This is a genomic window from Caproicibacterium amylolyticum (genome assembly GCF_014467055.1).
Taxonomy (GTDB): Bacteria; Bacillota; Clostridia; order Oscillospirales; family Acutalibacteraceae; genus Caproicibacterium; species Caproicibacterium amylolyticum.
Genome location: NZ_CP060696.1, coordinates 2513336 through 2538451, shown reverse-complemented (window position 1 = coordinate 2538451; position 25116 = coordinate 2513336). Strand labels below are relative to the sequence as shown.

31 protein-coding genes are annotated in these 25116 nt (G+C 53.1%); 26 read left to right on the top strand and 5 right to left on the bottom strand.

Going from position 1 to position 25116, the window contains the following annotated elements:
* Positions 1-99: 99 nt before the first annotated feature.
* From H6X83_RS12145 to H6X83_RS12135, 3 genes are all read left to right on the top strand, one after another.
* Positions 100-603, top strand: coding sequence for a glycosyl-4,4'-diaponeurosporenoate acyltransferase CrtO family protein (locus H6X83_RS12145; protein WP_212506725.1), 504 nt, complete (start codon positions 100-102; stop codon positions 601-603).
* Positions 600-2141: a cadherin-like beta sandwich domain-containing protein gene (locus H6X83_RS12140; RefSeq protein ID WP_212506724.1), complete on the top strand. Its 1542-nt coding sequence runs from the start codon at positions 600-602 to the stop codon at positions 2139-2141. Before H6X83_RS12145 ends, H6X83_RS12140 begins: the two co-directional genes overlap by 4 nt.
* Before the next feature lie 156 nt (positions 2142-2297).
* Positions 2298-2942: a TetR/AcrR family transcriptional regulator gene (locus H6X83_RS12135; RefSeq protein WP_212506723.1), complete on the top strand. Its 645-nt coding sequence runs from the start codon at positions 2298-2300 to the stop codon at positions 2940-2942.
* On the opposite strand, the gene H6X83_RS12130 is transcribed toward H6X83_RS12135, so the two are convergent.
* The 4 genes from H6X83_RS12130 to H6X83_RS12115 form a co-directional block, all read right to left on the bottom strand.
* On the bottom strand, positions 2939-3808 hold the full coding sequence (locus H6X83_RS12130; RefSeq protein ID WP_212506722.1) for an SPL family radical SAM protein: 870 nt from the start codon (positions 3806-3808) through the stop codon (positions 2939-2941). The two genes, H6X83_RS12135 and H6X83_RS12130, sit on opposite strands and share 4 nt — an antisense overlap.
* A 285-nt stretch (positions 3809-4093) precedes the next feature.
* Positions 4094-5023: a hypothetical protein gene (locus H6X83_RS12125; protein ID WP_212506721.1), complete on the bottom strand. Its 930-nt coding sequence runs from the start codon at positions 5021-5023 to the stop codon at positions 4094-4096.
* A 199-nt stretch (positions 5024-5222) separates the two neighbouring features.
* Entirely contained in the window at positions 5223-5702 is a 480-nt protein-coding gene (locus tag H6X83_RS12120) for an NUDIX hydrolase (RefSeq protein ID WP_212506720.1), read from the bottom strand.
* 155 nt (positions 5703-5857) lie between these two features.
* Complete coding sequence (locus H6X83_RS12115) at positions 5858-6022, bottom strand: thioredoxin family protein (protein ID WP_212506719.1); 165 nt, start codon at positions 6020-6022, stop codon at positions 5858-5860.
* 47 nt (positions 6023-6069) lie between these two features.
* Between H6X83_RS12115 and H6X83_RS12110 the strand changes: the two genes are divergently transcribed.
* From H6X83_RS12110 to H6X83_RS12100, 3 genes are all read left to right on the top strand, one after another.
* Positions 6070-6426 (top strand): hypothetical protein, encoded by a 357-nt coding sequence (locus H6X83_RS12110; protein ID WP_212506718.1) that lies wholly within the window; start codon positions 6070-6072, stop codon positions 6424-6426.
* Between the two features lie 256 nt (positions 6427-6682).
* Positions 6683-7141, top strand: coding sequence for a MerR family transcriptional regulator (locus H6X83_RS12105; protein WP_212506717.1), 459 nt, complete (start codon positions 6683-6685; stop codon positions 7139-7141).
* Positions 7102-7716: a helix-turn-helix domain-containing protein gene (locus tag H6X83_RS12100; RefSeq protein ID WP_212506716.1), complete on the top strand. Its 615-nt coding sequence runs from the start codon at positions 7102-7104 to the stop codon at positions 7714-7716. The genes H6X83_RS12105 and H6X83_RS12100 overlap by 40 nt, the downstream gene beginning before the upstream one ends.
* Before the next feature lie 266 nt (positions 7717-7982).
* On the opposite strand, the gene H6X83_RS12095 is transcribed toward H6X83_RS12100, so the two are convergent.
* Positions 7983-9155: a Fic family protein gene (locus H6X83_RS12095; RefSeq protein ID WP_212506715.1), complete on the bottom strand. Its 1173-nt coding sequence runs from the start codon at positions 9153-9155 to the stop codon at positions 7983-7985.
* Between the two features lie 509 nt (positions 9156-9664).
* Between H6X83_RS12095 and H6X83_RS12090 the strand changes: the two genes are divergently transcribed.
* The 20 genes from H6X83_RS12090 to H6X83_RS11995 all read left to right on the top strand — a co-directional run bounded on the left by H6X83_RS12090 (position 9665) and on the right by H6X83_RS11995 (position 25097).
* On the top strand, positions 9665-10510 hold the full coding sequence (locus H6X83_RS12090) for an LPD28 domain-containing protein (RefSeq protein WP_212508581.1): 846 nt from the start codon (positions 9665-9667) through the stop codon (positions 10508-10510).
* A gap of 1 nt (position 10511) precedes the next feature.
* Positions 10512-11243, top strand: coding sequence for a DUF4314 domain-containing protein (locus H6X83_RS12085; protein WP_174193227.1), 732 nt, complete (start codon positions 10512-10514; stop codon positions 11241-11243).
* Positions 11230-12459 (top strand): antirestriction protein ArdA, encoded by a 1230-nt coding sequence (locus H6X83_RS12080; protein WP_326974843.1) that lies wholly within the window; start codon positions 11230-11232, stop codon positions 12457-12459. Before H6X83_RS12085 ends, H6X83_RS12080 begins: the two co-directional genes overlap by 14 nt.
* Before the next feature lie 195 nt (positions 12460-12654).
* Positions 12655-12861, top strand: coding sequence for a hypothetical protein (locus H6X83_RS12075; RefSeq protein WP_212506713.1), 207 nt, complete (start codon positions 12655-12657; stop codon positions 12859-12861).
* Positions 12858-13802, top strand: a complete 945-nt coding sequence (locus tag H6X83_RS12070) for a DNA adenine methylase (RefSeq protein WP_212506712.1) — start codon at positions 12858-12860, stop codon at positions 13800-13802. The genes H6X83_RS12075 and H6X83_RS12070 overlap by 4 nt, the downstream gene beginning before the upstream one ends.
* A 133-nt stretch (positions 13803-13935) precedes the next feature.
* Entirely contained in the window at positions 13936-14382 is a 447-nt protein-coding gene (locus tag H6X83_RS12065; protein WP_212506711.1) for an AbrB/MazE/SpoVT family DNA-binding domain-containing protein, read from the top strand.
* Positions 14348-14665, top strand: a complete 318-nt coding sequence (locus H6X83_RS12060) for an AbrB/MazE/SpoVT family DNA-binding domain-containing protein (RefSeq protein ID WP_212506710.1) — start codon at positions 14348-14350, stop codon at positions 14663-14665. The genes H6X83_RS12065 and H6X83_RS12060 overlap by 35 nt, the downstream gene beginning before the upstream one ends.
* Positions 14658-15254, top strand: coding sequence for a hypothetical protein (locus tag H6X83_RS12055; RefSeq protein ID WP_212506709.1), 597 nt, complete (start codon positions 14658-14660; stop codon positions 15252-15254). The genes H6X83_RS12060 and H6X83_RS12055 overlap by 8 nt, the downstream gene beginning before the upstream one ends.
* Positions 15255-15282: 28 nt before the next feature.
* Complete coding sequence (locus H6X83_RS12050; RefSeq protein WP_212506708.1) at positions 15283-15882, top strand: YodL domain-containing protein; 600 nt, start codon at positions 15283-15285, stop codon at positions 15880-15882.
* A gap of 42 nt (positions 15883-15924) precedes the next feature.
* Complete coding sequence (locus H6X83_RS12045) at positions 15925-16494, top strand: hypothetical protein (RefSeq protein WP_212506707.1); 570 nt, start codon at positions 15925-15927, stop codon at positions 16492-16494.
* Between the two features lie 45 nt (positions 16495-16539).
* Positions 16540-17130, top strand: coding sequence for a hypothetical protein (locus H6X83_RS12040; protein ID WP_212506706.1), 591 nt, complete (start codon positions 16540-16542; stop codon positions 17128-17130).
* Between the two features lie 76 nt (positions 17131-17206).
* Positions 17207-19078 carry a DUF5057 domain-containing protein gene (locus H6X83_RS12035; RefSeq protein WP_212506705.1) on the top strand — a complete coding sequence of 624 codons (1872 nt, stop codon included), beginning with the start codon at positions 17207-17209 and terminating at the stop codon, positions 19076-19078.
* 83 nt (positions 19079-19161) lie between these two features.
* Positions 19162-19539, top strand: coding sequence for a SpoVG family protein (locus H6X83_RS12030; RefSeq protein WP_212508580.1), 378 nt, complete (start codon positions 19162-19164; stop codon positions 19537-19539).
* Between the two features lie 56 nt (positions 19540-19595).
* Positions 19596-19826: a DUF6133 family protein gene (locus H6X83_RS12025; protein WP_212506704.1), complete on the top strand. Its 231-nt coding sequence runs from the start codon at positions 19596-19598 to the stop codon at positions 19824-19826.
* Between the two features lie 6 nt (positions 19827-19832).
* Positions 19833-20249: a prepilin peptidase gene (locus H6X83_RS12020; protein WP_212506703.1), complete on the top strand. Its 417-nt coding sequence runs from the start codon at positions 19833-19835 to the stop codon at positions 20247-20249.
* Between the two features lie 19 nt (positions 20250-20268).
* Positions 20269-21108, top strand: coding sequence for a Flp pilus assembly protein CpaB (gene cpaB, locus H6X83_RS12015; RefSeq protein WP_212506702.1), 840 nt, complete (start codon positions 20269-20271; stop codon positions 21106-21108).
* Entirely contained in the window at positions 21108-21923 is an 816-nt protein-coding gene (locus H6X83_RS12010; protein WP_212506701.1) for a nucleotide-binding protein, read from the top strand. The genes cpaB and H6X83_RS12010 overlap by 1 nt, the downstream gene beginning before the upstream one ends.
* An 11-nt stretch (positions 21924-21934) precedes the next feature.
* On the top strand, positions 21935-23293 hold the full coding sequence (locus tag H6X83_RS12005; protein WP_212508579.1) for a type II/IV secretion system ATPase subunit: 1359 nt from the start codon (positions 21935-21937) through the stop codon (positions 23291-23293).
* Positions 23290-24219, top strand: a complete 930-nt coding sequence (locus H6X83_RS12000) for a type II secretion system F family protein (RefSeq protein WP_212506700.1) — start codon at positions 23290-23292, stop codon at positions 24217-24219. Before H6X83_RS12005 ends, H6X83_RS12000 begins: the two co-directional genes overlap by 4 nt.
* A gap of 5 nt (positions 24220-24224) precedes the next feature.
* A complete protein-coding gene (locus tag H6X83_RS11995) occupies positions 24225-25097 on the top strand; it encodes a secretion protein F (protein ID WP_212506699.1) in 873 nt (290 codons plus the stop codon).
* The last annotated feature ends 19 nt before the right edge of the window (positions 25098-25116 follow it).

Sequence of the window (25116 nt, the reverse complement as noted above, 5' to 3'; positions counted from 1 at the left end):
TAATTGAAAGAATGGTGCTGCAAAAAATGCAGTGTCGGCGGTGACAACCCATAGGACACAGTGCGGTACCTTCTTCACACGAAGGGAGAAAATCACAGTATGATTCAGGATATGAATTATTTATCCATGCTCTTCATCAATCTGCTGCTTGTGGGTGCATGGCACGGAACTACATTTTTACTCTCTACCAGAATGCCGGACTCTGATTTTCAGCCGAGTGAGGGCCTGTTTCATCCTTGGAAGTGGGAAAAAGGCGGGCGCTGGTACCGCGACCATCTGCACATAAACGACTGGAAAGACCGTGTGCCGCAGTTTGTCAGTGCAGACGGTTTTTCCAAAAAACATATTACGGATATGTCGGTGGAATATTTAAATCAGTTTATCAGTGAGACCTGCCGCGGCGAGTGGATGCATACCTGGAACCTTGGCAGCATTGCTCTGACACTGCTGGTCAATCAATCAATGGTCGGCGTCACTTTTTCGGTACTTATTTTTATGGGGAACGTTCCCTGCACGTTGATTCAGCGGTACAACCGCTTTCGGTTGGAAATTCTACGCAAAAAGCTGCAGCGTGACGCGGTACGTATGGTTGCAGCAGTATGAAAGAAAAGCAAAAAATGAAATGGAAGCCGGTTCTGCTGGCGGCGGCAGTCGTGCTGCTGCTGGTCAGCATACCGGCTTTTGCTGCGTTAAATGCCAATGTCGGCCCGACCTTCCGCATCCGTACAGAAACTGGGGAGGTCAGCGCGGGCAGTGAAGTGCGTGTGGAACTGGCCGCTGCACCGGGGCGCACGGCCGCAGGTGCTTTCCGTATGTCACTACAGTATGATGCAAACGTTTTTGAATATCTGACCAAGGTGGATGCCCCACAGACGCAGGGCGCAGACCTTTTTGTACGGCAGTCGAATCCGCTGGTAACGGTATATACCTGTGATGTACAGCAGGGCAGTGCAGCAGTCCTTTCGGGAGAAGTTGCAACTTACGTTTTCAAAGTGCGGCAGGACGCCGCCGCAGGAACCTATGCTTTTCATGCGGCGACAGATGAAGTGTGCGACTTTGACGGAAAGGCCCTGCCAGACAGTGGTGAGAGCAATTTGGAAGTGCAGGTCGTTCCGACCAATTCGCAGGCATCTTCCGTGGCTTCCAAAGTGCAGACGCACCTGACGGCACTTGCGCCGGATGATGCTTCAAAGGGACAGTTGGAGCCCGCTTTTCAGCCGGATGTGACTTCCTATCAAATGACAGTACCGGAAGACTGCACTGAGGTCTGGTTTCAGACGCAGCAGTCACAAGACACAGCGGTAACGGTCAACCGCCACACACTGCTGGAAGCCGGAAACGACACGGTGATTACCGTTACCGCAAGGGCGCTGGGCGGAAATGGTGAGCGCGTCTATACGATTGTTGTACATAGGTCCCATACGGCACAACCGCTGGCAAGCAGCAGTACAAGTGGCCCGAAAGCAGAGCAGATCACGGTAGCGGCTCCTGCCGGGACCGGCCTGACACCGGCCTTCAATCCAGATATCCGCGATTATGAAATAACGGTTCCGGCGGCATGTACGGAAGTCTATCTGAATGCGGACACGGACAGCGGAACTGCGGTCACCGCGAATCGCCATACGCTGCTGGCAGCTGGAAGTGACACGGTGATAATGCTGACGGTCGCTTCCGCAGACGATAAAAGCAAGACCCAGTACCGCTTTGTTGTGCACAGACTTGCAGCGGCGGCAAAAACTTCTTCTGCAAGCAGAAAGGCAGGCGGTGTATCTTCTGCGGGAAGCAAAAAAAGTGCTTCCTCCAAGAGCGCCGCAAGCAGAAAAAGCGCCTCCGGCACACGCAGCAAAGCATCCTCCAAATCTGCAAAAGCTGGACGCGCCGCCGCTGCAGCCGGCAGCGGTGAAGCATATACGCCGTCCGCTGTTTTGGGAGCGGCAGGAGGTCAAGGCGGTTTGACTGTAGCGGGCAATGAAGGCTTCACAGGTTTTCAAACCGGCATGCTGGTGCTGCTTTTAGCAGCCTCTGCAGCAGTGGCCGCTGTGCTTGGCACACGTGCGTACTGCCGCAGGCAGAAAGGCAGTACACCTGAGGATGACCCGCTAAAGCAGAATACAGACGATGGGGAAGAACCGAAAAAATAAAGAAAAACCGCAAGAGTAATGTGTAGGCGCACACCGCTCTTTGCGGTTTTTCTTGCATGGCGGGGAAAAGACGGTTACAATAGAAAGTGAACAAATGATAGCTTTAATCATTGAGGTATCGGCCCGACGAATGCTTATGCAAAGTGGGAAAACAGAATGAAACGAAATACAAAAGAAGAAATTTTAATAGAAGCATTAAAACTTTTTGCCTGTCGTGGGTATGAGGGGGTAACTGTACGCGATATTGCCGAAAAGCTGCACATCCGCCAAAGCTCACTTTACAAGCATTATAAAAGCAAGCAGGATATATTTGACAGCATCGTGAAGCAGATGAATGAGGAAAATCGGGTGGAAATGGAGAAGCTGAGTGTGCCGCACGGTGACATTGTAGAGTCCGCACGTGCCTTTGGCTCTGCTGCAGTCGAAACGATTGAGCACTACGGGGAAGCGCTGTTTTTGTACTGGACATGTGACGAGTACGCTTCCTGCTTTCGCCGGATGCTGATTTTGGAGCAGTTTTGCAGCCCTGAGATGGCGCAGCTGTATCAGGAGTTCCTTGGGCAGGGCGTGATTGACTATATGACACAGCTTTTTGCGGAAATGACGCGGCAGGGGTACTTTTATCCCGCAGATCCGGAGCAGATGGCATTTGAACTGTATTCCCCAATTTTTATGCTGATGTCAATTTTTGATGCGGCAGGGGACAGAGAAGCCGCAGTCCAAAGGCTGCGGCAGCAGATTCGTGCGTTTGCGGAGCATTATGCGGTCAGCGGCGGACTGCACAGCCAAGGCGGCAATTAAAAGAAAGACAGCTGTTCTGCAGTCTGTTTGTCCTCAAACTGATGGAGGTAAGCAAATACAGCTTCCGGCGTGTGCAGAATGTTGTGGCTGTGGCACTCGGTGTGAAAAATCTGCATGAGGGGGTGATTGTTTGGACTGCTGCATTCATACTGGTTTCCAAAAGCGGAAATGTAGCGCTGTTTCATGCCGGGAAAATGTTCATCCAGCTTTGCGTAAAAATATTCTCGGTCACCTTCACGCAGGGTAACACCCATGCCAAAGCACAAAATTCCCTGTACACCTGCGTCAAAGCAGTACTGCAGAATGCCGCGCAGGTTTTCTTCGGTATCGTTGAGGAACGGCAGAATCGGGCAGAGCCAGACTACGGTGGGGATGCCCTCTGCCTGTAAAATTTTCAGCACTTCATATCGGCGGTGGGTGGTGCAGACATTTGGTTCAACGGTGCGGCACAGTTTTTCGTCGAAAGTAGTCAGGGTCATCTGTACGACGCACTTTGTTTTTGCCTGAATGCTTTTGAGAAGGTCAAGGTCGCGCAGAACCAGATCTGACTTTGTCTGTATGGTGACACCGCATCCGTAACGGTCAATCAGTTCCAGACAGCGGCGGGTCAGCTGCTCCGCTTTTTCCAGCGGCAGGTACGGGTCGCACATGGCGCCGGTTCCAATCATGCAGCGGCTGCGCTTGCGGCGCAGGGAATTCTCCAGCAGCTGGGGTGCGTTCTGTTTGACTTCAATGTCTTCAAAAGCATGCTCCATCTGGTAACATTTGCTGCGGGCATCGCAGTAAATGCAGCCGTGGGTACAGCCGCGGTAAAGGTTTATCCCATTTTCTGCGGAAAGAATCCCCTTTGCGTTTTTGTAATGCATAAAAATCCTCTCATATAAGGTGTTAAAAGACAGGTAAATTATAGCACGGCATATCAAGATTGTATAGCGAATAAAAGAGAACCGGAAAGTCAGTACTGGCTTCTCGGTTCTCTTCCTTTTTGTTCACTTACTCAATTTAAATGCGGAATCTGATTATGCGCACCGCCCAAAATGAATCTATCTGAAAAATTGAAATTTAACGGTCAGGAGAAATCTTCTGGGAAATCATTATGAACCGGCCTTTACACAGTTGAGGGATTAGGAAAAGTGTGCCTGAGTGCTGATTTAATCTTCTATTCTTCCAAAAGCCTGAAGCAAAAGCATGTTTTTTATTGCAACATCGGCTTTCCACCAATTTTCACTGACTGCAAATTCTTTTTCATAGTTTTCCCAACTCCATGTGATATCCCAAACACCTTCTGCATTTCTGGATTTTAACACATAATCCAATTCCTTATTCAGGATTTCTTTGTTTTCCTCATATAAAACGTTATCCGGTGATTGAATATACCGCGAAGGCCGAAATGCATATTCGCTCCAGTTGTTCGCGTCCTGTTTGATTAACGCCTGCACTTGCTTATGTAATGCCAAACACAAATCTGTATAGCTAAACTGGTTTTGCAAATTTGCTTCATGAATGTACGAGAGCATGTCTGATACACATAGAAGCGGATGCATTTCAATCTGCGGGTCTTTCAGGAATGAATCAGTTAAATGATGTATAATTTCTAATGCGTCCTTATAAATCGTACTATCTTTTTCAGAAAATTGCAGAAGGAACCCGCCTAAAATGGCAGTGGGATTATATTGACTGCGGGTTGGCTGGTCAGAATTGGTATGCCACCACGGAGCGTGGGGATAATGATTGTTGGATTCGACTGTATTTTTCCATCGATTACCCTCGAAATCTGACTTGCTTCCTAAATATCTCACGATTCCCTGAATCAAAGGACTCTTCTGGTCTGCAAAATTGATTTCTTTAAGAATTTGGACCGCTGTTGCAGTCTGAATTGGAGTGGAATTGGGATTCCAAGAGTCCGCTTCCAGCGCGTGCCCGAAACCACCATCAGGATTCTGATATGCTAATAAAGCATCTAATACATCTGTTTTGCAGCCGTTTTCAAAGTGATACTGCCATCTGACGAAATCCAAATGGCGGGCATTTCGGTATATCCAGTTTTTCGTAAGGTCAAAATCTGATTTTGATAATTTCACTCTGTTTCCACTCCTTTTATTGAATGTTGTTTTTAACACATCTTTGCCATGTTTGAAAATTGGGTAGCAGTCCAGCAACAGACATTCCTTATTGTCTGTGCGTTGAACTCATAAGTACAGTTCATATAAATAATTTGAACTGAGTATACCATAAGGAAATGACTCAAATCCTTTTAGATGCAGGTCCTGACTATGCTTATTACTCAAATTCAGTATTGATTTCCAAATTGACAGGTAAATTAAAAATACGCTTTTTAATGAACCCGGGATAAAAATAGTTTTTATTCAATTCACAAAACGGCATCCATGAAAAAATATGATGATGCCTGCCGTTTTCAGTCAATACGAAGTTATTTCCTCGACTCAGCAGGTCTGTGGCAGAAACATCAATCAAAAAATATAGACACAGTTCGTGATATTTTTCATGGTTAACATCTTCTGTAAAAAAGCTTTGATTGAGCCATAACGGCCTGACGATTTTAGCATTGATCTCTAATTCCTCTTTGATTTCACGCAGCACTGCTTTCTCGGCGGTTTCATGTAGAGTGACTCTTCCACCGGGCAAGTAATAATATGGGCTTCTCTCATCCTTCATTACAAGAAGCCTTTCATTACTGATAATAATTGCACAAACCCGGTAATTAAACACGCCCTCAGGTGTCTTAAAAGTAATATCCATTTGACTTTTCTCCCCAATTTTGACTGCCAATTCTATATAATGCGCCCTGAGTATACCATAAAAAGTAAAATAATAAAAGGACTCAAACCGTGATGGTTCAAATCCTTTTATTATCGTTATAAATTGTGTTGTTTGCTCAATGACTTCTTCTGTTTTCAGCACACCTCGCTATAAGAAACCACTTTACCGTCAACCACAAGGGCCGGCGTTGTCATGACGCCATAGGCGGCAATTTGAGAAAAATCAGTCACGATTTCTGTTTGTGAACAAATTGACAAGCGCCGAATCTGTGAGCGAGCGCAGCAAAGTTTCGCCAGCATTGAGGTAGCGGTGCATATCTTTCAGGTTGTCAATGGAAATCCGGCCTTTGAAAATTGTTTCGGAAAAAACGTGGTCCACAAAATACCAAATATTCAGAACCGTTTTTTATCTTGCCGATTTTCTTGCAAAAGAGCCGCTCAGCCGCTTTGCCGCAAGGCTTTCGGCAATCGTAAATTTCATAAAAGGCTGCAAATTAACAGCTAATTCTAAAAAAGGAAAATTTTACATTCAAAAAGGTAAAAAAACCCACACAAACGCAATGTTCATGCGGGTTTTGGCGGAAGCGGTGGGATTCGAACCCACGAGACCTTGCGGCCTACCTGATTTCGAGCCGTTGGGGAAACGGCACGGTATCTCACAGAACATCACGGTTCATCACGGGAAAAACCGCCGTGAAACCTAGTGTTTCCAAGACTTTGAGCCAGCAAACCCTGATAAAATAAGGACTCATAAGCGCTCTGGTTTATCAACCGGATTTCAGACAAAAATGCCGCTGTTTTGCTTATTTTCTGCAAAAGTGCAAGAAAACTGCAAGATGAAATTCCCTGACGCCATGCGCCTTTCAAGAACCGACCTTGTAAAATTGCAAGAAGCAAGACCCTGATTTTAGAATGATTCTCCTTTCTGCCGTCGGCAAACAACGGAAAGGAAGAATTTAAATGACACAGGAACAACTCCGTAAAAAGCTGGAGCGGCAGTTCAAAAAATATCCCGACTGCGTATTTCCCGAGGACGTATCCAAAATGCTCCGCCTCGGTATCAACACCGTTTACCACATGCTGAAGGGCAACCTGATCTCCTGTTATCTTGTGACCAACAAATATCATGTGGCCAAGCAGGACGTGATTGACTTTGTTCTCGCCAGCGGCTACACCGAATGCATCTCGCCCACCGACCAGCGCAAGGAAATCCAAAAGTACTGCGCCAAGCCGCGAACTGCTTCTGAGATTTCGAGTATACTGGGGATATCCAACCAATACTGCCGAAAGGTGCTGCTGGCGCCCATGTGCCGGGAGAAGATGTTGGAATCCTATGTTTCCTCAGGTAATGACCGTTACAAGGGCGTGGTGCTATATCAGTGCAAAAAGCAGAAGTCCGAACGAGGTTCCCAAAAATGAGCAAGTATGCCGATTTGAAGGACCGGTATCCTGAAGACCTGACTCTGGACGAAATGCGCACGATCTTGCATATCAGCAAGCGTAAAGCGAGCTATATGTTGAAGAATGGCTACATCCCCTGCAAAGACAGCGGCAAGAAGACGCGCAACTTTCGGGTCAAGCTGAAGGATGTCATTTCTTATCTGGAAGAGATGGAAGAGCATCCGGAAAAGTATATGCTTCCCAGCGGAGCCTTTTCTTCTGCCACTCCGCATCAGCACGGCAAAGGGGCACAAAGGCTGCCTGTAGAAGAATTCCACCTCTGGCTGGAGGATGAGTGGTTTGCCGCACCGGATGCCATGACCAAAAGAAAAATGGCTCAGTTGACCGGCTATTCCGATAGCGCCTTTCAAGGCTGGATCTCTACGGGAAAACTGCGATGCGTTTCACTTTATAACCAATCTGTAACGGCCAAGGTATGGTTAATTGATTTTTACTGCCATGACGGCTACCTCATTATACATAAATCGAAAAAGCATCAGAAACTGCTGAATCGTTTTTTTGAGGAATATCATGGCGAAACCGCGCGGCGTTGATATTTTGATGAACTTAGGCTAAAATAGAAACCGGCTCTGTTTTAGCCTGAGTTTTTATTCAGCCAGGAGGTTGACAAGATGGAAAAATTCATTCCCTATGAGAAACTGTCCAAGAAAAAGCGACGGGAGCTTGCCATAGCACGGCGAGAAAGTTGGGGCGCACTGAATCCCGTTACCCGCAAGCCAGAAAATCCAAAAGCCTACAATCGGAAAAAGGCACGGAAATGGAGTGATGAATCACCCATGACCGTGCCTTTTGATTTGAATTATTTATCCCGCACGGAATATTTCACTTTATTTCCGTATTTTTGTGCTGACAAAAGGCCAAGGTCCTCAAATTTTAGCACGAAACCGCGTATCGTGGCATAGGCGGCGTTGCCGAAATCCCGTTCAAGCTGTTTGGTCGAAAATTCGCCGTTCCCGTATGCGGACAGGGCAAAGTTCCAAAGGTCCTTTTCTTTCTCTGTGATTTGGCCGTCATCCAATGCTTTGTTGAAAGTCGCCATCGTGTTGACCTGCGGCAGCGCACTGCCGAGTTTGTTGTATACATTTTCAATGAAGTAGACTAAGAACGGCGTTACATCCATCACGCCGCTAATCTTCGTATTTCTCTCGACTAGCGAATAGGCACTGTAATATCCCTTTCGGCTTCGCTCGATGTAGCTGGAGAACGGGATAAACAACGTTGATGAGTAACCCTGCCTCTTCAAGTACCATAGATGTATAAGTCTGGCCATGCGACCGTTGCCGTCAAAATACGGATGCAGATAAGCAATATAGAAATGGATAACCGCCGCCTTGAGCAAGTCGTTCATCGTGCTTTCAGCATTGATGAAGGTTACGAATTTGCTCATATATTCAGGAAGCTCTTCATAAGGCAGGCCGGTATGCTCCAGTTCCTGACCAATGATATACACACTGTCGTGACGATAGAAGACGCCCGGCTTTAGTTTGTCGTTTTCCGGCAAGTATTGGCCGATAGCTATATCATAAAGAGTGTGTATGTTATCCTCAGTGATCTCGTTGTCAGGATCAGAAATAAACTCAAGGCCCTTTTTCATGCCAAAGATACGGTTCTCACTCTCGTCGGCAGGCGCGTAGCCGCGCAGTATTTTTCTTACGCTATCGCGTGAGAAATCAATGCTTTCTATGGTAAGCGAAGATGCAATTTCGTCCTCCATTGCCTTGAGCCCAAAAACTTCGTTTGAGCTTTGGGGCGTGAGGAGGCGTTTTACTGCCTTCATCCGTACCTGTGCCGCATTTTCCATATAGACAAGATTGTTCCCGGAAAAGTCAGGGATGGGCATGGTTTTATAAACGCTGGATTTTAACAGCGATATGAGTTCTTGCATGTTGACATCTGGAAACTTGTATTTTATTTTTTTCAGATCGGTAATGCTTTTATCTGAAAGTATCTTGGCATAGAGCGCCGCATCCATATACTCACCTCATCTTACGATATTATTTAGTATCATTATGTATCAGTATAATGCAAATTATACCGATATGCAAGGGTAATTGACTATTGCAAAAAGATAAATGGTTTTCTCGACGCAGGGTTATAGTTAAACTGGGAGAGCGCCTGCATGGCATGCAGGAGGTCAGCGGTTCGATCCCGCTTATCTCCACCAAAAACAATAAGCCACAAGGCCAAAACCTTGTGGCTTGCGTTTTATCTACGGCGACCGGACACTTGATAAATATCAGGGGAATGCGGAGATCAGTCATCTCATGATGGGTAATCCTTGATATCCTCATTTTCATAGAGCGATCCCATTACCAAAAGCGAGGGAAGAGCTATGTTTTCCAATTGGAGGACATAGCTCTTTTTTTATATCCAAACGCGAAAATCCTAATAATCGCGGGCGTTATAAAAATGGAGTAGCTATTCCGTTCTCTTCGTGGTATCCTGTGTGCTTGACAAATCAAAAGAAGGAGATGAATATTGGTGAGCGTAAACGCCAAAGAAGAAGAATATAAGCATGTGGAGCTGTTCGGCCGGCCCGCGCTTTTCACGAATTCCCGCATTGACCGCGGCACCGTGCCGGAAGGCTTCCACTGCTACGACCTGCGCGGCTCGGACCGCGACCCCGGAAAACCGACGACGGTGGAAAATCGGGTGGCCGTCAATCACGCCGGTACGGTGCTGACAGCCGAGCCAATCACCATTCCCAGGGAGGGCTTTCGCCGATTGCGCGGCGGCCTCAACTTTCTCGGTGAATGTCTGACGCTCCCGGAATTCTGTGAAAAGCAAAATCTCAGGCTCCCACCCGACGACCGGAAGTTTATTCTGCGGCCTGCCTCTTCCAGTGAGGCGGGCCTTTTTTTCGCCCTGCCGAAAGGACGGGACGCGGAGCTTGGAACCATTGGCCATATGCGGATCGATTTCGGCGGTGAAGGAAAGGAGTTCTGGCACACATGGTGGCCGAGGGGCGACGAGGAATTGAACAGCCCCGAATTCAAAGCGGAGCTGAAAGAGCTGGTGAATGAACTGAAGGAAACCGGTCCGCTGAAAAGTCTCAGCGCCATGTCCGGCTACTGCGCCGGGTATGGCGGCCAGATCGAGGGCGGCGGGCGGCAGGACTATGGCTACATCGTGGAAACGGAGCATTACTGCTACTGCCTGCGGTGCAATCCCGGTCCCGGAGATTATCAGGCGTACCTTGCGGCTTTCGATCTGCGGGTACAACAGAGGATGAATATGAAACAGAAAACGCCCGCGCAGGATTGCGGCCTTGAAGATGGAATCGAGGATCAGACGCCCGAACAGGGCATCACGATGGGAGGCTTATGAGATGAGACAGCATCCGAAATGGCTGGAGTTTTTACGCGAGCAGTACCCGCCGGGCACACGTATCCGGCTCGCACAGATGAACGATCCCTATTCCCCCGTGCCGCCCGGCACCGAGGGGACGCTCGAGTACATCGACGACGCGGGCCAGTTCCAGATAAATTGGGACAACGGCCGCACCCTCGCGCTCATCCCCAGTGAGGATCACTTTTCCGTCATTCCGCGGCCGCTCCAGACTCTCAAGCTCTACATGCCGCTCACCGTCACCACCTATGAGCGCGACGAATACGGCGACATGGACAACGATCCCGTCGAGCTTGACAGCCGGACGGTCCTTCCCTATGAGGATCATATCCTCGCCGCCATTCTGAAGGAGCGCGCGCCGGAGGAAGCGGAGCGCGGCCTCATGAAATACTATGGCGCGGACGACGCTGTAAACGACAAGGTGCGGTCTTATGTTTTCACGGTGGAACGTGTCCAGGGCCAATTGATGGGAGTCGCTGAGTGCCGCATCAAGAGCGAACTGACAGCTGAGGAACTGGAACGGCTAAAGGGGAACATCTCCGGCCAGGCGTCCGATGGGTTCGGGGAAGGCTTCGAGCAGCGGCCGATCAAGACCCCGGACGGTGAGATTTACGTCAGCCTGTGGAGCAGCGAGAAAGGCTGGAACATCATGACGCAGGATGAGCTGGAGCAGAGCCAGCAGATGGGAGGCATGCGGCTTGATCAACAATAAAAGAATCATGGAGCTGGAGATCAGCCGTCCCGGTACGTTCGGCTCGAATACTTCGTCGACAATTGCGTTGCCCGCCACCCCCTATGAGCTGTTGGATGCACTGGACAGGGCGCGCGTGACCGACGAACGGGTTATCTACTCCACGGAAATCCTGCGCTGCGAACTGGACTACCTGCCCCAATTTCTCAGCCCCAGCTCCAACCTGTATGAAATGAACCATCTCTCCCAGCGGCTGGCCTCACTCAGCGATTGGGAGCTGGACTGCTTCGAAGGGATGGTGATGATGGACGCTATCCAGAACAGCTATGCTTTGATCCCTGTGGATCGGCTGATCAACATGACCGCCAGTATGGAGCACTGTCAGATCGCCTACGAAGCACACAACGACGAATCCCTCGGCAAATTTTATGCGGAAAACGGCTTCGTGCCGCAACTGGACAGCCTGCCGGACAATATCTACGCATGGCTGGACTTCGGCAAGATCGGAAAAGAGATTCGCGAGGGCGAAGGCGGCGTCTTTACCCCGCACGGCTATGTGGTGCAGAACGGTATGATCGCGCGGCTGTATCAGAGCGGAGAGGCCGTCCCCGCCGAGAAGCCGGACTACACGGTGCTCCTGCGCGTGACCAAAGGGTATTTCAACGATCCCGAATCTGACAACGGTCTCTCCGCGCTCCTGAAGCTGCCCGCCGGCGATCAGGAGCTTTTTCAAGCGGTGAAGGAGGTGGACGCGGTATCGCCGGAGGACTGCTCGTTTGTCGCCGTGGACTGCGCCATTCCGCAATTGACGGAGAAAATCACAGATGAGCTGGAAGCAACAAATGGCGATTGCTACGGTCTGGTCAACGAACTGGCGGGACAGCTCCGGCATCTTGACCGCGAGGGCGGCGTCCCCATTTGCAAGGCGATGCTGATGTTGGCGCCCAGGGACATCTCTCTGGAGGAAGCGCTCGACCTCGCGTATCAGACCGATGAATTCAGGCTTCTGCGGGAAACCGCGACCCCTGCGGATTACGCGAAAGCGGAGCTTGCGAAATGTACAATCCCGCTGAAAGAGGAACTGTTTGCCAGTGACGCGGCCCTCTGCTCTTACGGTGAAAGGCTCATGGAGCGCGACAAGGCTTCCTCCACCGAATACGGTGCCCTCGTCTCACGGGGCGGCCGGACGGTGGAACAGTGCCTGAATCGGCCCGAACCGCAGATGGAAATGAGGTGAATGAATCATACTTTTATCCAGAGATGTGCAACCGTAGACAGAATAAACTTTGCGTCGCCTTTTGATTTTAACGAAGATCAAAAGGCACTTTTTTGTTTCAGGAGGAAAAATGTTGGCAGGACAATCGAATACGGTTAACAAACGGCGCCGCCTTTGCAAAAAGGCAGCGCCGTTTCCGTTATAAGGAGATGAACCATGGATCAGAAAACAAAAGAAAAACCCGGAACAGGATCGGCGGGCCCTCCGAAGCCGGTAACCCTCCCGCTTCCCAAAGAGCTGTCCCGCTGCAAAGGCTGCCCGTACCCTGGAATCGGCTTCATCTGCTGGAACACGGACGGGACCTGCATACGCACGGATGAGGAAGAAATGAACCGCCGCGATGGAAGAAGGCGGCGCAAGTGAACAGCATCATCAGCTGGATCGGCGGGAAGAAAGCTCTGCGCGACCAGATCTACCAGCGGATGCCGATTCAGATAGGACGATATGTCGAGGTGTTCGGCGGGGGCGGCTGGGTGTTGTTCGGACGAAGGCCCGACTCCGCTATGGAGGTGTATAACGACTTCAATGCCAATCTTGTCAACCTTTTTCGCTGCGTCCGCGACCGCCCGTTCGCGCTTCTGAAGGAATTGAACTTTCTGCCCCTTAACGGGCGGGACGAATTCGGCGTCCTCAAAAGATACCTCGAAAAAGAGGAATTCACCAGCCCTTACCTGAAAGAGGAACTGGAGATCGCCGAGCGTTACCTGGCTCCTCCGGAGTATGAGGAAATCAAGCCGATCCTGCTCGAAAACGCAACGATGAATGACGTCAAGCGGGCCGCGGCCTTTTACAAACTCGTCCGCCTGAGCTACGGCAGCGGCTGCACCAGCTACGGCTGCCAGCCCTTCGATATCCGCAAGACCTTCCATTTGTTGTGGGAAGGCAGCCGGAGGCTCCGCGACACGGTTATAGAGAACAAAGACTTTGAGGCCCTCATCCGGCAGTACGAGCGGGATGACGCCTTCTATTACTGCGACCCGCCGTATTACCAGACGGAAGGTCATTACGCCGTGGCGTTTGGCCTCGAGGACCATTACCGTCTGCGGGACACGCTCGCTTCCTGCAAGGGGAAATGGCTGGTGAGCTATAACGACTGCGCATTCATCCGTGAGCTCTACCATGACTTTCAGATCGAGGCGGTCAGCCGCCTGAGCAACCTTGCCCAGCGGTATGACGGCGGCTGCGAATACGCCGAAGTCCTTATCGCCAACTATGACACCAGTGAAAAACTGCGCGAACTGCCGGTGCAGATGAATCTCTTCGGTTCGTCCGACGCCGGCCTTTTTTGCTATGCAAAAGCATAGCAAAAAAATAAATTACCGCGCCACATGCGCGAAAACTTCATGCGCTCCCGCCTCGTTTGCATCCATCGTGGCGCGCGATAATCCGCACATGAAGTTTTATGACCAAACGGCCCAAATCAAGGAGGAAAATGCAATGAGATTACTTGAAACCAGCGCCGCCGTCGACCGGAAAGGGCGCCTCAGAATTCCCGAGGAAGTCTCCATTCAGCTGGAGCTTTCCCCCGGCGATGAAATCCGTGCCCTGATCTGCGACGATTCGCACACTCTGCAGGCTCTGTGGCGGGAGTTCGTTTCCCGCCAGGGCGTGGAGGATGAACAGGATCCGGCTGACAACGAGGCTTTGGAGGAAGTTGTGCTTCCCGGGGAGATGCTGGCGCAGGCGGGGTTCCGCGCCGGCGACGAGCTTGACGCCGTCTGCGGCGAGCGGAAGATCGTCATTACGGCCTCGGACGAAGCGCCCGGCCGTCTCGACCCTCTTGACAGCCTGCCGGACGATCTGCGCAGGCTGTGCGGTGATCTCGGATTCAACCCCGACACGGTTCGGAATGCGATGCGGAAAGGAGGTTATTTCCGTGAATAAGCCGATTTACAAGATTCTCGACGCCAAGGGGCGCGTGCTGATCCCGCGGGAAGCGCGCTCAGCCGCGGGCATGGACTACGGCGACATTGTCCGTCTGGATGTTCAGAACGGCCGGGTGTCGGTCAAAAAGGTCAACATCGTCGAGGTTGGGGACAAATCTCCGGAGGCGGTGGAAGCATTCGTGCACGCCGCCATCCGGGAGATGCCGGAGGATAGCCAGATCGCCATCGCCGCCCGGCTGCTGGAGCTGATCCAGCAGAGAAAGGAAGGCCGCCATGGATGAGAAACCGGCCTATGGCGAGGAAGACTGCGTCCAAACCGGAACCGGCATGTTCATCTCCGGTTATGTGATCGTCCTCAAGCCGGAAGCATTGCCACAAGATCAGCACGGTATCCGTCAGCTCCTCTTCTGCGAAGGCGGATGGGGCAGCGGCCCGGACGAACCCGACGGTTCTTCCGTGCGCGCCGTTTCCCTCGCCAACGGGGAATGTGTTCGCCGGAAACGCAGCGAGATCCTTGGGTTGCTGAAAACCGAGCTGCTTCCCGACCGCGCGCGGCTTCAGCTGTCACAGATCCGGCCCCTGGATTCGGAGGTTCCCAAGGCGCCGCAATTTTTCGGTTACTGCTTCCTGCCGGACGGGCGCTATGCCGCTGGTGTTCCTCTTTCCGATGAGATGGAGGTGCGGGAGTACATCGACACGCAGCGCGGATACCAGCACCGCGTCATGATCTGCGACAGCGAAGACAGCTGTGTATTCGAAATGACCGCGGGTAAGGTCATTTTCCCTACACAGGAGGACATCGAGCGCTTGAATGAAGAACAAACGCTGTCGGACGCGCCCGTATCCGGCGGGATGGAAATGAAACCGTAAATTTCCGAGAAAGTGAGGCGATCCGGCAATGAAGAATATTGAAATCCGAAACGGCCGCGTCCTGTATTATGGCAATGAAGCGGGCTATGTGGAAAACGGCAGGGCCGTGGTCGACCCCATCTTCCAAAGCGATGAGCTCTCGGACTTTCTTACAAAGGAGAAGCTCGAGACTCTATGGACCAACGGTGTATACGACCGGCTCACTGCCGCGAGAGAAACCACAGCGGCAGGCGCGGAGGTCCCCGCAGCCGGGCGGGCCCATGGTTTCCCCGACCGCCCGCCGCTGAAAAGCTGCCGGATATGGCAGCTGAAGCCGGACGTGGATGTCCGCATGAAATTCGTCGGCTACGACGAGCTGCTGAAGAACTTCGGCGAGCCGGATCCCGGCAATTACCAGATTGCCTACGACGGGCAGGTGGAAACCAACGATCTGGAGGAACTCTACACCAAATTCAACATCGATCATCCGCCCGGTTACGAGGGGCACAGCCTTTCCATGTCGGACGTGGTGGAGCTGTACGACGAAACGGGCAGCTCCTTCCACTATGTCGACCATTTCGGCTTTAAAGAGATCGGATTTGACCCACCCGGGCAGGAGATGCGCCAGGGGCCCGCCCTGAATCCCTGAAAGGTGCTTTGAGATTTAAAACAAAATACATGGAGGTGTGGAATGAACCACGAAAACAACGACGGAAAGGAAAAAAATAAAAAGCGCAAAAGGGTGCTGCCGATTATCCTGCTCATCCTTTTGCTTGCGATCATCGGCATCACCTTTTCTTTTTGCCATGCCGGGACACCGAATGGTGGCGGCCCGTCCCCATCCAGCCAATCGGCCCCTTCTTCTTCCCTCGACGATAACGGCAACGCCTTACCGGGCGGGTACGTTCCCAAATCCCGGCAGGAGATCCTGTCCGAGTTGCGGGAAGAGGAGGTCGTAGTCACCGACAAAGTAAGCGAACAGATTGCTTTTTCAAGCGGCATCAAGGGCGCGGTCGGCACATGGACGGTGGAGAACCCGGCATCCAACAAGGTGATTGAGCAGTGCGCTGTCATACTGAACGGACAGACCGTCGCGGAATCGGTGCCGATCTATCCGGGCCAGCATATTGAGCAGATCACCCTCTCCCAGAAGGTAGCCCCTGGTACTTACGACGTCATCGCAAATATCAAATATTACAGCACGGATACCAAGTCACTGCTTGGTCAGGCGGATTACCGCCTCAAGCTCACCGTTTCGTAAAGCCGGATTTCCGGCTTACAATCAGATTTATAAGGAGGATTCCCCATGAAAAAGGGTATCAAAAAACTGCTTGCGGGCATCGTCACCCTCGCCATGCTTTCCCTCGCGGCGGTTCCGGCGTTTGCCGCGACCACCACAACCGACTCGGGAACCGGCAGCGTCACCGGCTCTGTAACCATCAACGGATCCATTTCGCCGCTGACGATCAGCGTGACGCACCCCATCAACGTCGCCTACGCCATCAGTCCCGACGCCGGCACGTTCACTTCACCGGACATCGGCATCACCAACAACACCAAAACGGCGGTCAACGTCACCGTCCAGTCCCTCGACGCAGCATCCGGCGGTACGCTGACCTTCACCGATGTCGACCCCGCGTCCAAGTCGTGGAATACACTGAACAACGCGGATTCCAAAAAATACATCGCGCTCGGCGTGAAAGCAAAGGACTCCACCGGCTGGAACTCCGGTTACAGCACCGCCACCCATTGGGCGACCACCCCGTCGCCGCTGCTGGTCGGATCGCTGAATCCCGCCACGAACGGGATCCTGACGCTTACGGCGGATTACGGCCTTGCCTTCGACGCAGCCTACACCGCAAACCACAGCCTCGTGTTCCTGTTCCAGCTCACATAACCGATAACGGACAGGCGACCGGAGGCACACAGTTTCCGGCCGCTGTCTGTCCCCCGGAAAGGAGGTCAAACTCTTCATGCATCGCTTCAAGCGCCTGTGTTGCGTCCCGCTCCTTGCCTGCTTTCTCCTGTTCACGTCCATTTTGCCCGGCATCACGGCCTCCGCGGCAACCACCCTGACACTTTCTGCAACGCCGAATCCCGCAGAAAATTATGTTGCTTTGAGCTGGACAAACAGCGACAAAAGCCAGCCGTACAGCTACATGCTGTACAGCAAATCATCCCATGATTCGACGTTCCAAAGTATTCCATCAAAGGCCAGCGTGAAAGTGCTGAACATCTACCCCGACGTAACGCCCACCGTCAGCTTTACGACATGGACAGAACAAGGCTATACCCTGCCGAAGTCGGCATCGCTGAAAGCGTGGATGGAGGTGCCGAACCAATATGACCCCAAGGGCTACGGCAAAGGCTTGATTTCGGTTGATCCCGTATCCATTACCAGTTATAATGCCAATCCGAACGCATACCTGAAGAATTCAGACGGCTTGTATAAATATGACACCTTATATTTTGGAGCATGGGATGCCTTTGCCAGCGAGGATCTCTCTGCTGCGGCGGAGACCGCCACCGACGCTTTCATTAAAACCGGCAGAGGGGTGCTGTTCGGTCATGACACGATGGTTGACAATGACACCATCTCCATGCCTAATTTCTTCAAGCTGGCCCATTACTGCGATATTCAGACCATCAGCCATTACACGGTGCTCGGCAATACACAGATCAAGGTTTTCAAAAAAGGCTTGCTGACCAACTACCCCTGGCAGGTTGGGGGCATCGGCACGGTGCTGAACGTGCCGATGTCTCACTCCAACCAGATGGCCTTCGGCGACATCTGGATGACCTACCAGCAGCCTTTTACCTATCCGAACAGCACCCTTGTTACCTCGGGTCTGGGCACCAATAATTTCTATCTCACCAGCTGGAGCAATGCCGCAATGATCCAGACAGGTCACTCCAATGGCGACGCTACCCCCGATGAGCAGCGGGTGACGGCGAACACCCTTTTCTATTTAAGCCAGATCACCACCGATACGAGTTGGTCTGATCACAAGGGGCAGGATTTGGACGCACCGGATGCGCCAGCCATTTCAGGCATCACCCATAATTCCGGGCGAACACAATACACGGTCAGCTACTCCTCGCAGGACAATGCTACTGGTTATCAGTATTATGTGGAAAGCACCGGTGAAAACGATGGTATGAAATACGATTCGCCTACCATCAGCACCAGCATCGAAAGCGGGATGAAGGGTTACTCCATTGCTGTCGACAATAACCCATCCGGGGTTCCTGACGGCTCCATCACCACCACAGCAGGAAGTTACACTTTTGCGCGGCCATCCGGCAGCGGTTTTTATGTTCACATTGCCGCTGACGACAACGTAGGAAATGTTTCAGCAGTCTCGACCTATCATGTGGACGAGCTTGTTTCCGTCACACATCCGGTCAGCGTCGGCTATGCGATCAACCCCAACAGCGCGGCTCCTTTTACGGCGCCGGATGTCCAAATCGTCAACAATTCCACGATCCCCATTCGGGTTTCCGTTCAAAGCCTGTCCGCATCCACCGGAGGCTCGCTCACGCTGAACGACGTGCCGCCCTCCAAGTATGCGGACTGGAGCAAGCTGACAACCGTGCAGACCAGATCGAATATTGCCCTCGGGCTTGGGATCAGGGAAACAGCAACCGGAAGCGGCACATGGTCGGAGATCGACCGAACAGCCCCGCTCTATGCCTCAGATATCGCAGGCCGGACTTTCCTCGGCATTCTGAACCCCAACGGTGCCGCGGGGACCCTGGCGCTCACGGCGAAATACGGTCTTGCCTGGGATAAAGCCTACACTTCGGTTCACAGCCTTTCGCTGTTTTTCGATCTTACAGATTGAAAACGGATTTTTTCCACTGACAGCGGAGGGCTGTCTTTTTATGCCCAAATTTGAAAATACAGGAGGAACAAGTCATGAGTGAAATGCAGAAAGCACAGGCCGCCGCGCCCGAAAGCCCGGCGCAGCCCATGCAGGTGGATGTGAAAATCGGCTCTATCCGTCCGGAGGGCAACGTCAAAGCCTACGCTTCAGTCAACCTGAACGGCTGCTTTGCTATCCGCAATGTCAAGGTGCTCGAAAGCAGCAAGGGGCTGTTCGTCAGCATGCCGAGCTACCGGGCCAGGAACGGCGAGTACCGGGACATTTGCTTCCCGGTCACCAAAGAATTCCGGGAGCAGCTCAACGGCGCGGTGTTGGACGCCTATCACCAGGCGCTGATCCAGGGGCAGAAGGAGGCCCTCAAGCAGCAGTCTCCCGAGGCTCCGAAGCAGGAAGCCGGAATGCAGATGACGGGCGTGTGACGCCCGCCATTTTTTCACCCCAAAGCATAAACAAAAATTTTTGACGGAGGTACTTCATGAAAAAGAAAATATCCAGCGCGAAAAAGGGGTTCGCGTGTAGGCTGCTCCGGTTTTATGCCAGAGTGTCATCACGGAGGGCGGAGGGGTTCGTGGACAGCGCCATCAAAATCCTAATCGCCGTCGTCATCGGCGCCCTGCTCCTCGCCGGCCTGTACGCCCTGTTCGGCAACACCATCCTGCCGACCGTGACCCAGCGGATCAAAGATATGTTCAACTATGCCGGGTAAGCGGCCATGGCCTGGATTCGAGCCGCCGCTTTTTTTCTTCTGCTGTCGGCGGCGGCTGCCGGTGATCTCAGAAACAGGGAGATTCCGAGGGGCGACATTCCCGGCATATTTCTTGCCGGACTCCTCTGTTTTAACCCCATCAAACTGTTTGGAATTTTTGCGGGCGCCCCCGTTTTTGTCCTCGCTCTGATCTGCAAGGACAGGCTGGGTTTCGGGGACGTATGGCTGACCATCGCGGCCGGGTTCGTCGTTGGATTTGAGCATGGATTGTGGGCACAGATCATCGCCTACAGCTCCATGCTCTTTTTTTACGTCGGCTGTCGGATCTATCGGAAGTACAGGCCGCATGGAAGGGTGCTGAACCAGCCATACCCCCTCGCGCCTTTTATCTCATTCGGATTTATCGCGGCCTATTTTCTATGAATATTGGAGGGATTATCTCGTGAGCTTTTTCAAAAACCGCACCGTTCTTGGGGCGCTCTGCATTTTGCTTTCACTCCTCATTTGTTTTGCGGTCACGCCCCTTTTTAACGCCGGAGTTTCGCATAAGACGAGCATCGTGCGCGTCACGAAGGATATTCAGGCCGGGCAGCAGATCACCAAAGACATGGTGCAGACCGTGGAAGTCGGAGGTTATAACCTGCCTTCAAATGTACTGAAAAGCCCGGACAGTGTTGTAGGAAAATACGCCGCTGCGGATCTCGCTCCCGGCGACTATGTTCTCAGCACGAAAATTACCGGCACTCCTACCGTGTCAAACGCCTATCTATCGGACCTCAATGGGAGCAGGCAGGCTGTTTCCGTGACACTTAAAACCCTTGCGGAAGGGGTTTCCGGCAAACTGCAACCGGGCGATATTGTCTCGGTTCTAGCCCCGGACTACCAGAACCAGGGCAGCACCGTCACCCCGAAGGAACTGCAGTATGTGGAGGTCATCGGCGTGACCACCAGTGAGGGCGCGGATGCCGACCAGCGTGACGCTGGATCCAATTCGTCTTCAACGGAAGATGCAGAAAAGAATTTGCCAAGCACCGTCACCCTGCTGGCGACGCCGGAGCAGAGCGCCATCCTCGCGGGGCTGGACGCGGACGGGAAGCTGCACCTTGCCCTTGTCTACCGGGGCGGCAAGGACAACGCTCAGAAATTCCTCGACGCACAGGACAAGGCCCTAAAAGAGCTGTACCCGGACGCCTCCAGTACGGTGCTGACGGATTCTTCCGGCCCGGCTCAGGGAAGCAGCTCTTCTCAGACCGCCTCTCCCTCCGGCGAGGGGGGACAGTAATGTTTCATTTTCAGACCGGAAGCCTTTTCTCCCGGAGCTCCGGCGCGCCCAAGGCGGATCCCGAACCGGAGCCTTCCACACAAATTCTGGCCGTATGGGGCAGCCCCGGCAGCGGGAAGACCACGGTCAGCGTCAAGCTGGCCCAATACCTGACGGGTCAGCGCCGCAACGTGCTGCTTCTGCTCTGTGACAGCACGACGCCCATGCTGCCCTGTATCTGCCCGCCCGCCGATCTCGAGTGCGAGTGTTCCCTTGGGAGTGTCCTTGCCGCCTCGCATATCACCGCGAGCCTGATCCGGCACAACTGCATCACCCATAAGCGCATCAGCCACCTGAGCATTCTCGGGATGCGCAAAGGGGAAAACGTCTTTACCTACCCGCCATATAACTCTGAGCTTGCGGCGGAACTGATCGCCGGTCTGCGGGAGGTCGCACCCTATGTGATCATCGACTGTGGCAGCGCCATCGCCCACGATATTCTGTCGGCGGTGGCGCTCATGGACTCCGACGCCGTTCTGCGGCTGGTCGGTTGTGACCTGAAATCCGTCAGCTACCTGTCCTCCCAGCTCCCGCTCCTCAAGGACAACAAATGGGACGCGGAAAAACAGTATAAGGCGGCAAGCAATATCCGGGCCAATCAGGCCAGCGAGAATATGGAGCAGATTCTTGGCAGCGTCGCATTCAGGCTTCCCCATTCCGACGAACTGGAAAACCAGATGCTCGCGGGAGATCTGTTTCGGGATCTGTCGCTCAAGGAAAGTCGGGGTTTTCGCAAAGAAATCCAGAAAATCAGCAAGGAGGTGTTCGACGTTTGAAGCCCATTCATATGACAGACAGCCAGAACCTGTTTTTTACACCTGCAGATGAAGCCAGAGACTTCGGAGAGGTTCTGCGGGAAGTTCAGGGATATATCTCCACTCACTACGCCTCTTTGCTTTCGGCGGGGGCGGGCCTTGAATCCAAGGCGCAGCTCAAACGGTACATCGCGCAGTATGTGCGGGAAAACCGGATCGCCGTCTCCGGCATGGACCAACCCCGGCTCGTAGAGGCGCTACACACCGAGATGGCAGAATTCGGTTTCCTGACCCGTTACATTTTCGGCTCCGGAATTGAAGAAATCGACGTCAACGCCTGGGACGACGTGGAGGTGCAGTACAGCGACGGCAGCATCAGAAAGCTCGATGAGCATTTCGATTCCCCGGCGCACGCCGTCAGCGTCATCCGCCGTATGCTCCACATATCGGGCATGGTGCTTGACAACGCATCTCCGGCCGTGCTGGGGCATTTGAGCAAAAACATCCGCATCGCCACGCTCAAGGATCCTCTGGTGGACGAGGACGTGGCGGTGGCCGCGTCCATCCGGATCGTCAACCCGCAGAACATGGGGCGTGACGATTTTATTCGCCTCGGCACGGCAACGGAGGACATGCTGGATTTTCTCTCCGAGTGTCTGCGCTACGGCATTTCCATCTGCGTCGCGGGGCCGACCGGATCCGGCAAGACCACACTTGCGGGCTGGCTCCTGACCACCATACCGGACAACAAACGCATCTTTACCATCGAATCCGGAAGCCGCGAGCTTTCGCTGGTGAGAAGGGATGCAAACGGGAAAATCCGCAACAGCGTCATCCACACGCTGACCCGCGACAGCGAGAACGGCCGGCAGCGGATCGACCAGACCGATCTGCTGGACATCGCCCTGCGTTTCAACCCCGATTATGTTGTTGTAGGTGAAATGCGCGGACCCGAGGCGGACGCGGCGCAGGAAGCCGCCCGCACCGGCATCGCTGTCGTCACCACCATCCACGCCAACTCCTGCCAGGCAACCTATTCCCGCATGGTGTCCCTGTGCAAGCGCGCCGTCGATACGCCCGACGCGACCCTCATGGGCTATGTCACCGAGGCGTTCCCGCTGATTGTATTCTGCAAACAGCTGGAAAACCGGCAGCGCCGTGTAATGGAAGTAATGGAGTGCGAAATCCTGCCGGATGGCGCGAGAAATTTCCGCCCCATCTTCCAGTTCGCCATCGGCGAAAACCGCATTGAAGACGGCCGGTTCATCATCAGCGGCAGTCACAGCGTGGTACAGGGCATCTCTCCGAGCCTGCAGAGGCGGCTCATTGAAAACGGCATGCCGCAGGACATCTTCAAACGAATTCTGCAGATTGGAGGCGAGGCCGCATGACCGCAATAGAGCTGTTTGCCTGCGCCGGCCTGATCGCCGGCGCATTTATGATTCTGAAGCTCTCGCCGCTGGAATTCGCGGACGGACTGTTCGGCTTTCTGCTGAAACGGCCCCGGAGCATCCGGGATGAGATCAATGAAACCACCAGGCGAAAAAAGCCGTCATTCCTGCGCCGTGAAATCAGAGAGGCGCAGGAAATCCTCCGGATGACCGGACAGAGCGAACGCTTTTCCATGGTCTGCGCGGCGTCGCTCCTGTTCTTCGCTCTCGGAGCGTGCGTTGCCATTCTAATGCAGAATGTGATTCTGGTGCCGGTTCTGGCGGTGGGGCTCGCGTTCCTGCCGTTTCTCTATGTCAGGACGACGGCGGAGCACTTCAAAAAAAACGTCGCCGCCGAACTGGAAACGGCGCTCTCCATTGTCACATCGGCCTATTTGCGCAATGAGGATCTGCTGACCTCGATAGAGGAAAACCTGCCCTATCTGAACCCGCCGGTGAAGAATGTTTTTGCGGAATTTACCGCGCGGGTCAAGCTCATCGACCCCGACGTCGAAGCGGCAATCCGGGAGATGAAACCCAAAATTCAAAACGAAGTGTTTCAGGAATGGTGCGATGCCGTCGCCACGTGTCAATACGATCGGAGCCTGAAAAGCACGCTGACGCCGATTGTTACCAAGCTCTCCGACGTCCGCGTGGTCAACGCCGAGTTGGACTACTTGGTGTTTGAACCGCGAAAGGAATTCGTCATCATGGCGCTGTTGGTTGTCGGCAACATCCCGCTCATGTATTTCCTCAACCGGAGCTGGTACGCGGCGCTGATGCACAGCCTCGCGGGCCAGATCGTCCTTGCGGCCTGTGCCGCGGCGATTTTCATCAGCGGTGCCTTCGTGATCAAACTGACAAAGCCCATCCGCTACAGGAGGTGACGTGGATGACGGGTCTGCTGTTTCTTTTTGCAGCCCTGCTTGCGGCGGGGCTGTTTTTCCTTCTATCCGATTTGCTGAAGCTTCCGACGCTGGCCGCGGCCAAGGCTTTGCTGAGCGCCGGGAAGCCCCGGAAAAAAGCCGCCAAAAGCGTGGAGGCTTACCTCATGACGTGTGCCGGCAAGCTGGCAAGGTTTATCCGCATGAACGAATACAAACGCAGCCGGTTGGAGAACACCCTCAAGGCGGCTGGAATCCCCATGACGCCGGAGCTTTATACCGCATACGCCATTGTAAAAGGAGGCGCGATCGCCGTATTGGCAATTCTCTGCCTGTTTCTTCTGCCGCTGCTGGCTCCGGTGCTGATGCTGCTTGCCGCCCTTGTATATTTCAAAGAAGTCCGAAAGGCGGACGAGCAGCTCAAGGCGAAACGCGAGCAGATTGAAAGCGAGCTGCCCCGCTTTGTGGCGACCATTGAGCAATCCCTCAAATCCAGCCGCGACGTGCTGGCGATGCTGGAGCATTACAAGCAAAACGCGGGCGAAGCCTTTGCGAACGAGCTGGGAATTCTGACCGCCGACATGCGCTCCTCCTCCTATGAGGCGGCGCTGACCCGCTTTGAGGCTCGGTTCAATTCACCTCGTATATCCGATGTGACGCGCGGCCTGATCGGGGTGCTGCGGGGCGACGACGGAGCGGTATACTTCCAGATGCTCGATCACGACTTCAAGGCGCTGGAGCTCCAGCGGCTGCGCGGCGAGGCGCTTAAAATTCCGCCGAAGATCCGCGTCTATTCCTTTGTGATGCTGATGTGTTTCCTGTTCACATGGCTCGCCGTCATGGCGATCTCAATCATGAAATCCCTCGGCACCATGTTTTAGCGGCGAACCGCCGCTGATA

Bases quoted from the DNA above. Each gene is read 5' to 3' on its own strand.
- H6X83_RS12145 (WP_212506725.1), top strand. From the start codon at position 100: ATGATTCAGGATATGAATTATTTATCCATGCTCTTCATCAATCTGCTG.
- H6X83_RS12140 (WP_212506724.1), top strand. From the start codon at position 600: ATGAAAGAAAAGCAAAAAATGAAATGGAAGCCGGTTCTGCTGGCGGCG.
- H6X83_RS12135 (WP_212506723.1), top strand. From the start codon at position 2,298: ATGAAACGAAATACAAAAGAAGAAATTTTAATAGAAGCATTAAAACTT.
- H6X83_RS12130 (WP_212506722.1), bottom strand. From the start codon at position 3,808: ATGCATTACAAAAACGCAAAGGGGATTCTTTCCGCAGAAAATGGGATA.
- H6X83_RS12120 (WP_212506720.1), bottom strand. From the start codon at position 5,702: ATGGATATTACTTTTAAGACACCTGAGGGCGTGTTTAATTACCGGGTT.
- H6X83_RS12115 (WP_212506719.1), bottom strand. From the start codon at position 6,022: ATGCTGGCGAAACTTTGCTGCGCTCGCTCACAGATTCGGCGCTTGTCA.
- H6X83_RS12105 (WP_212506717.1), top strand. From the start codon at position 6,683: ATGACACAGGAACAACTCCGTAAAAAGCTGGAGCGGCAGTTCAAAAAA.
- H6X83_RS12095 (WP_212506715.1), bottom strand. From the start codon at position 9,155: ATGGATGCGGCGCTCTATGCCAAGATACTTTCAGATAAAAGCATTACC.
- H6X83_RS12085 (WP_174193227.1), top strand. From the start codon at position 10,512: ATGAGACAGCATCCGAAATGGCTGGAGTTTTTACGCGAGCAGTACCCG.
- H6X83_RS12075 (WP_212506713.1), top strand. From the start codon at position 12,655: ATGGATCAGAAAACAAAAGAAAAACCCGGAACAGGATCGGCGGGCCCT.
- H6X83_RS12065 (WP_212506711.1), top strand. From the start codon at position 13,936: ATGAGATTACTTGAAACCAGCGCCGCCGTCGACCGGAAAGGGCGCCTC.
- H6X83_RS12060 (WP_212506710.1), top strand. From the start codon at position 14,348: ATGCGATGCGGAAAGGAGGTTATTTCCGTGAATAAGCCGATTTACAAG.
- H6X83_RS12055 (WP_212506709.1), top strand. From the start codon at position 14,658: ATGGATGAGAAACCGGCCTATGGCGAGGAAGACTGCGTCCAAACCGGA.
- H6X83_RS12050 (WP_212506708.1), top strand. From the start codon at position 15,283: ATGAAGAATATTGAAATCCGAAACGGCCGCGTCCTGTATTATGGCAAT.
- H6X83_RS12045 (WP_212506707.1), top strand. From the start codon at position 15,925: ATGAACCACGAAAACAACGACGGAAAGGAAAAAAATAAAAAGCGCAAA.
- H6X83_RS12040 (WP_212506706.1), top strand. From the start codon at position 16,540: ATGAAAAAGGGTATCAAAAAACTGCTTGCGGGCATCGTCACCCTCGCC.
- H6X83_RS12035 (WP_212506705.1), top strand. From the start codon at position 17,207: ATGCATCGCTTCAAGCGCCTGTGTTGCGTCCCGCTCCTTGCCTGCTTT.
- H6X83_RS12030 (WP_212508580.1), top strand. From the start codon at position 19,162: ATGCAGAAAGCACAGGCCGCCGCGCCCGAAAGCCCGGCGCAGCCCATG.
- H6X83_RS12025 (WP_212506704.1), top strand. From the start codon at position 19,596: ATGAAAAAGAAAATATCCAGCGCGAAAAAGGGGTTCGCGTGTAGGCTG.
- H6X83_RS12020 (WP_212506703.1), top strand. From the start codon at position 19,833: ATGGCCTGGATTCGAGCCGCCGCTTTTTTTCTTCTGCTGTCGGCGGCG.
- H6X83_RS12010 (WP_212506701.1), top strand. From the start codon at position 21,108: ATGTTTCATTTTCAGACCGGAAGCCTTTTCTCCCGGAGCTCCGGCGCG.
- H6X83_RS12005 (WP_212508579.1), top strand. From the start codon at position 21,935: ATGACAGACAGCCAGAACCTGTTTTTTACACCTGCAGATGAAGCCAGA.
- H6X83_RS12000 (WP_212506700.1), top strand. From the start codon at position 23,290: ATGACCGCAATAGAGCTGTTTGCCTGCGCCGGCCTGATCGCCGGCGCA.
- H6X83_RS11995 (WP_212506699.1), top strand. From the start codon at position 24,225: ATGACGGGTCTGCTGTTTCTTTTTGCAGCCCTGCTTGCGGCGGGGCTG.